Source organism: bacterium (genome assembly GCA_037131655.1).
Classification (GTDB): Bacteria; Armatimonadota; Fimbriimonadia; order Fimbriimonadales; family JBAXQP01; genus JBAXQP01.
Genome location: JBAXQP010000191.1, coordinates 1 through 5,294 on the forward strand (window position 1 = coordinate 1; position 5,294 = coordinate 5,294).

General features: G+C 49.0%; 4 protein-coding genes. 2 read left to right on the top strand and 2 right to left on the bottom strand.

Annotated features, from left to right (window positions below; translation table 11 throughout):
* Positions 1–2,486 (top strand): HD domain-containing protein (locus tag WCO51_09285; protein ID MEI6513450.1); only part of this gene is annotated, 2,486 nt, incomplete at its 5' end.
* A gap of 156 nt (positions 2,487–2,642) precedes the next feature.
* Here the strand turns inward: WCO51_09285 and WCO51_09290 are convergent.
* Complete coding sequence (locus WCO51_09290; GenBank protein ID MEI6513451.1) at positions 2,643–3,917, bottom strand: cytochrome b N-terminal domain-containing protein; 1,275 nt, start codon at positions 3,915–3,917, stop codon at positions 2,643–2,645.
* Complete coding sequence (locus WCO51_09295; GenBank protein MEI6513452.1) at positions 3,914–4,543, bottom strand: DNA-3-methyladenine glycosylase; 630 nt, start codon at positions 4,541–4,543, stop codon at positions 3,914–3,916. The genes WCO51_09290 and WCO51_09295 overlap by 4 nt, the downstream gene beginning before the upstream one ends.
* 227 nt (positions 4,544–4,770) lie before the next feature.
* Here WCO51_09295 and WCO51_09300 point away from each other — a divergent pair, with 227 nt between their 5' ends.
* Positions 4,771–5,277: a GyrI-like domain-containing protein gene (locus tag WCO51_09300; protein MEI6513453.1), complete on the top strand. Its 507-nt coding sequence runs from the start codon at positions 4,771–4,773 to the stop codon at positions 5,275–5,277.
* The last annotated feature ends 17 nt before the right edge of the window (positions 5,278–5,294 follow it).

Below are 5,294 nucleotides of genomic sequence, written 5' to 3' on the forward strand. Positions count from 1 at the left end.
ATTCGGCGCTTATGGACTGCGTCGTGAAACAGCTTTTCGAAATGGCAGTCACCAAGGCGCGTCAAGAGATGCCTGGTCATACTGATGTTGAACCTGAAATTGCAGTTGTTGCGACTGGCGGATATGGACGCCGAGAGCTTTCGCCCTATTCCGACCTCGACCTCACTTTCATCCCCTATCAAGACGGTGATCCGTTCCTCGATGCTATCGTTCGCCACATGTTCCGCAGCGTAATGGATGTCATCATGACCCGGGCAGGCGTTGAAGTCGGTTATGCTTATCGTCTCATGGATGACTGCGCTCAACTTGATTCAAAAACGCGCACAGGATTGGTCGATATGCGGCTAATCGCAGGCAGTCGAAGCCAATATGCCAGGTTCGATCAGTCTTTTTGGGCGGTATTCAATCCCACTGATTTTATCTTTGAAAAGGTGAGCGAATATGAGGCGCGTCATCTTAAATTTGGTAACACACCCCATCTGGCGGAACCTAATCTCAAAGAAATCGCTGGTGGAATACGCGATTTTCATGTAGCCCGATGGATGGCGCAGGTTCGATATAACTCGCCTATCTACCAAATCTGGCAAGTGCTCTGCGACAATGGCGCTATTAGCGACGAAGAGTCGAAGCGATTAGGCGAGGCGTTTGAATTCCTGACAAGAGTGCGCAACCACTTGCACTGCTTGGCCGGAGAGCAGCGCGATATCCTAGCCCGAACCCGACAGGAGATCATTGCTGAAAAGCTCGGTTATCAAGCCAAGCCTGGCTATTCACCGGCTGAACCGCTGATGCATGATCTTTATCAACACATGTATGACTTGTTCCGACTTTGCCGCCACATCGTTCGTTATATTGCGGAAAGTAAATTGTTTTTGAGCATCGGATTAGATTGTGAACATGGGGAAATCGCACCCGCCAATAAGTCACTGGAGCGTGAATCGCCTCTCTGGACCGTTTGGGCTTGCCGAATTGCCCAGCAGTATAATATCAAGCTTAGCCTTGCGACCCAGGTGCTTATAGAAGAAGTAATATCCGAAACTCCTCAAATGCCGAATTGGGGAGAGGCGGGTCGGTTGATGATGGAAATCCTTTCCCAACGCGGCAAAGTAGCCGAGACCCTTCGCCTGATGGCCGATCTGGGAGTATTGGGCTGGATAGTTCCTGACTTCAACGCCATTCATCATCTCATTCCCTACGATTCCTCACATGAGTTTTCAGTAGGCGAGCATACCCTTCGTGCGATTGCTTATCTTGATGAGCTTATGGATGATGAAGCTCAGGAGCAAACCGACCTCAGACATTCGCTTCAATCACTCGTTCGGCCCGAGGCGCTTTATCTGGCAATGCTCTATCATGATGCAGGGAAAGGCGATCCAATCAGGCCGCATCCGGAAGTAGGCGCAGAACTCGTCGGCAAGGTCGCCGATTTATGGGGATGGGATTCGAAGGCGAAAGAAGATGCTATCTGGCTAGTTCAAAATCACTTAGTAATGGCTCAAACCGCACGCCAACGTGACCTTACCCTCGATCACACTATTCGCGATTTCACCAAAGTAGTGGATGACCCCGAGCGGCTTCAGATGCTCTACTTGTTGACCTATGCCGATACAAAAGGCGTTGCTGCGCGCATCTGGACACCTCTTCAGGCGCACTTTGTGGGTGAACTTTATATGAGGGCTCTCAGGGCGCTTAAATCGGAAGATGACGTCCCCGATATCGGTGGTTTTCGTCGAAGACTTATGCGCGAATTGAACCCAGAGAACACCGACGAGAGCATCGTAGCCGAGCACATCCAAAACATGCCTCCCAACTATCTGCTCAACACCCCACGCGAGCAAATGGCGCTGCATATCGCTTATGTCGAAAAGGCCAAGAAGGGCGAACCGGTCATCGACTTCTATCACCCACCCGCTTCAGCGCATACCGAACTTACGATCGTCACTCCCGATGATCCTGAACCGGGTCTTTTGAGCAAAATTACAGGCTGTCTCTATGCGGCTGATTTAGATGTGCATGCCGCCTATGTTTTCACTCGCCAGGGCGAGTCGCCGATTGCGCTCGATACTATTTGGGTCGATTTCAGAGGCAGGCAGCTTTCATCGGCCAAGTGCAATGAGGTCAAAGGCTTTTTGGAGAAAGTGTTGACGGGAAAAACCACTGTAGCGCAGTTAGTTCGCAAACGCGGCAAAGACCCTGATACACTTCAAACCGCCTTCAAAGTAAAAGTCCAAGCTGGAGCAACTGATGTACATGCCCTGGTCGATGTTCAAACGCCTGTAGACAGAGGGGTACTCTACCGCATCTCCCATGCTCTATCCAGTATCGGTTGGAACATCCACAGCGCCCGCCTGGGTCTCTGGGCAGGCCGAGCCATCACAAGTTTCTATGTAACCGACGCCAACGACGGCATCATCTCCCCCGAGGAAACCGAGCAAATCAACGCTCTCCTCCCCCCCGCCGAAAAACAAGCCAGCCCGTTTGGGTAGGGGTTTAAAACAAAAGGCATAGCCAGAAGTGTCATTACGAGGAGATTGCCAAGGGTACGATCAATCTTCGCAATGACAAGTTCAAATACGTAATGTAAATTCCGATATCTTACTAATTACCCGAAGCTTGCCTCTTGCCTCTCTCCCAAATCCTCCTCACTTTAAACTCCTCAGATAATTAGCCAAAGCTTTGAGCTGTTGGGGAGTGTAGCGGTTTGAGAAACCGGGCATTGTTGAGGCGGGGCTTACACTTCTTGGGTCTTGCAGGTGTTTGATGTGCCAATTGATGTCGGGGAACTCTGTTCCGACATGGTCGAGGATTGGCCCAACGCTTCCCCCTTTGCCGTTAATGGAATGACAATTGGCGCAAGAACCCTGCCGGAAGAGTATCTGCCCCTGCGCAGCTAGCTGTGGATCGGCCGGAGGAAATTTACTGAAATCTTGATGGATCGGTGTACTGGCGGATGGCATACCGGCGAATTGGGCAACGGTAGCTTGGCCTTTTCTTGGGACAAAAAATGGGATTATCAGAAGCGCAAGGCCGAAGATGCCTATCATGACCACGATTTGAACCCATAAAGAGGCTCTCTCTTTTGAACCTTTATCTAGCCAAGGCAAGGCAAAAATGAATAGAAATGCGAGTGCTGGGATGACAGCGGTCGCAACAAATGCGGCGTTCGGGGCATTGTTTTGAACTATTACCAGCATCGCATGAAGCGGAAGGATGTACCATTCCGGTCTATCAGAAGGGCTGTTAAAATCGCCAATTTTGACTGCTTGATAAAATGGAGGTTGTAAGGTCATAGCCATAATCACGGCTGCCAAAATCCCTAAACCCACTAATAACAGGGCAGATTTTGTCAATTTATACCCGGCAATTCGCCAGTAAGCTAACAGGATTGCAGTCAAAACAACCGTCACTATCGGCAGTAGGAGGCCGTGTGCTAGATACCAGATATGAAGCGTCTGAGGTCCAACCGATGCGCCGCCTCTCAGTAATTTAGCGATTAATGAGCCTACTATCGGAAGACTCTCGGCTATCCCTGTCTCCGTGACCGCTGTTCGGACGGCATGAATATCCCATGGCAGTAAATGGCCGGTAAGCTGAAAAAGAACGATTACTAAGAAGAAAATCGGCCATATTACCCAGATTTGCCACTGCATTCGGCGATAGGCTCCACTTAGCATTAAATTTACCAAATATACAGCCACGAAGATGATTAACAAAGCGGAAAGCCAATGGTGTAACCCTAGGACAAAGCTAAAAAGTCGGGACGCGCGAATAACTTCGACGCTTCCAAACGCATGCGCCGCCGTCGCGTGGTATTGCGACATGAGGATGATGCCGGTGATAAGCTCCAGTACAACAAACAAAACAAGCGCCCAACCGACAGAACGATTAATGGACGAACCGCGATCTTCTGTATTCATCTTTTCTTCCTTTCAGCCATTGGCTCTTTAGACCTATCCCTTTTCGAGACTGAGGGACTACTCTTGACATAAAAACGCCAGGGTAACTCCTGGGCATTACTGATGCCGATGCGAGTTGTTTGAATAACATTCTCATCCGGCGCCGGTTCACCTTGAGCGATGATTAGGGGGCCATTCATTAAATCAGCGCCATCTAATGCTCCTTTAATCCCCAACGCTTTGCATAAATTAGCAGGGCCAGAACACAAACGATTAATATTTCGCTCTGTCGGCCGATTCTCCTGCATGATTTCAATGCCTTCAATTGGTTCTAATGCTCTGATGAGAACCGCATCAGATTCACCCTCAGGTTGAGTAACTGCATTAATACACCAATGTATGCCATAGATTAAATAAATATAAGCATGACCTGGAGGTCCCCACATTGAGGCATTGCGTAAAGTTTTGCCTCGAAAAGAATGGCTAGCGGGATCGATAAGACGATAGGCTTCAGCTTCGACAATTCGACCGGCGACCAATCCTTTCGGAGATTGGAAAGCTAATATTTGCCCCAAAATCTCCCTTGCGGATTGAACAGTCGGTTGCAGATAAAACTCAATTGGAAGCGGGATTAACTCAATGCCCATTCGTCAACCTCCCGTTTGATTTTATCAGATAGCACGATGAAGAAGTTGATTGAATTTTACCGCCAACTATTAGAAATCGAATCTCCGTAGGCCTTTGAGCACGTTTCTCTCAACGTTATAGATCCAGACTCTTCGGCAGTTATCGGATCGTAAAACTATTCTTTCTTTGAAAACTAGCACTCTATCCACACAAAAGCCAATAGAGCCATAATCATATAGAGGTGTAGATGAGTATGATGGGGAAACTTGAGCCTAGGATTATCGAGATGCTGCCGCAGAAGGTGGCGGTGGTTTATTCTAAAGGCGATCCCAATAATGTCGGCCAGCTTGTGATGGGGGCGTTATTTGGCTCGGTATTTAAACTGAAAATGAGCAAGAAAAAGGAAGGGCTGGATTTTAAGGTTACCGGACTTCGAGCGCGATGGCCTGATGCGCATTTAGTCCCTAAAGATGAGTGGCAAGGCATTTGGGCACTGCCAGTTCCCGATTGGGTGACGGAACTTCCACAAAAAACGCCAGAAGTCGAAGTTTGCCTCGAAACATGGGAATACGGCACAGTCGCCCAAATTCTCCACCTCGGTCCCTATAGCGAGGAAGGCCCGACGATCGAACGCTTACATGCATTCATAAAAGAAGCCGGCTACCAACTTGCCAGCCCACATGAAGAGGAATACCTCACCCGCCCCGACGCCAAAGAGCAAAAGACAATTATTCGGAACGTTGTGAAGAGATGACCATCCTGATCCTAGGG

Bases quoted from the DNA above. Each gene is read 5' to 3' on its own strand.
- WCO51_09290 (MEI6513451.1), bottom strand. From the start codon at position 3,917: ATGAATACAGAAGATCGCGGTTCGTCCATTAATCGTTCTGTCGGTTGG.
- WCO51_09295 (MEI6513452.1), bottom strand. From the start codon at position 4,543: ATGGGCATTGAGTTAATCCCGCTTCCAATTGAGTTTTATCTGCAACCG.
- WCO51_09300 (MEI6513453.1), top strand. From the start codon at position 4,771: ATGAGTATGATGGGGAAACTTGAGCCTAGGATTATCGAGATGCTGCCG.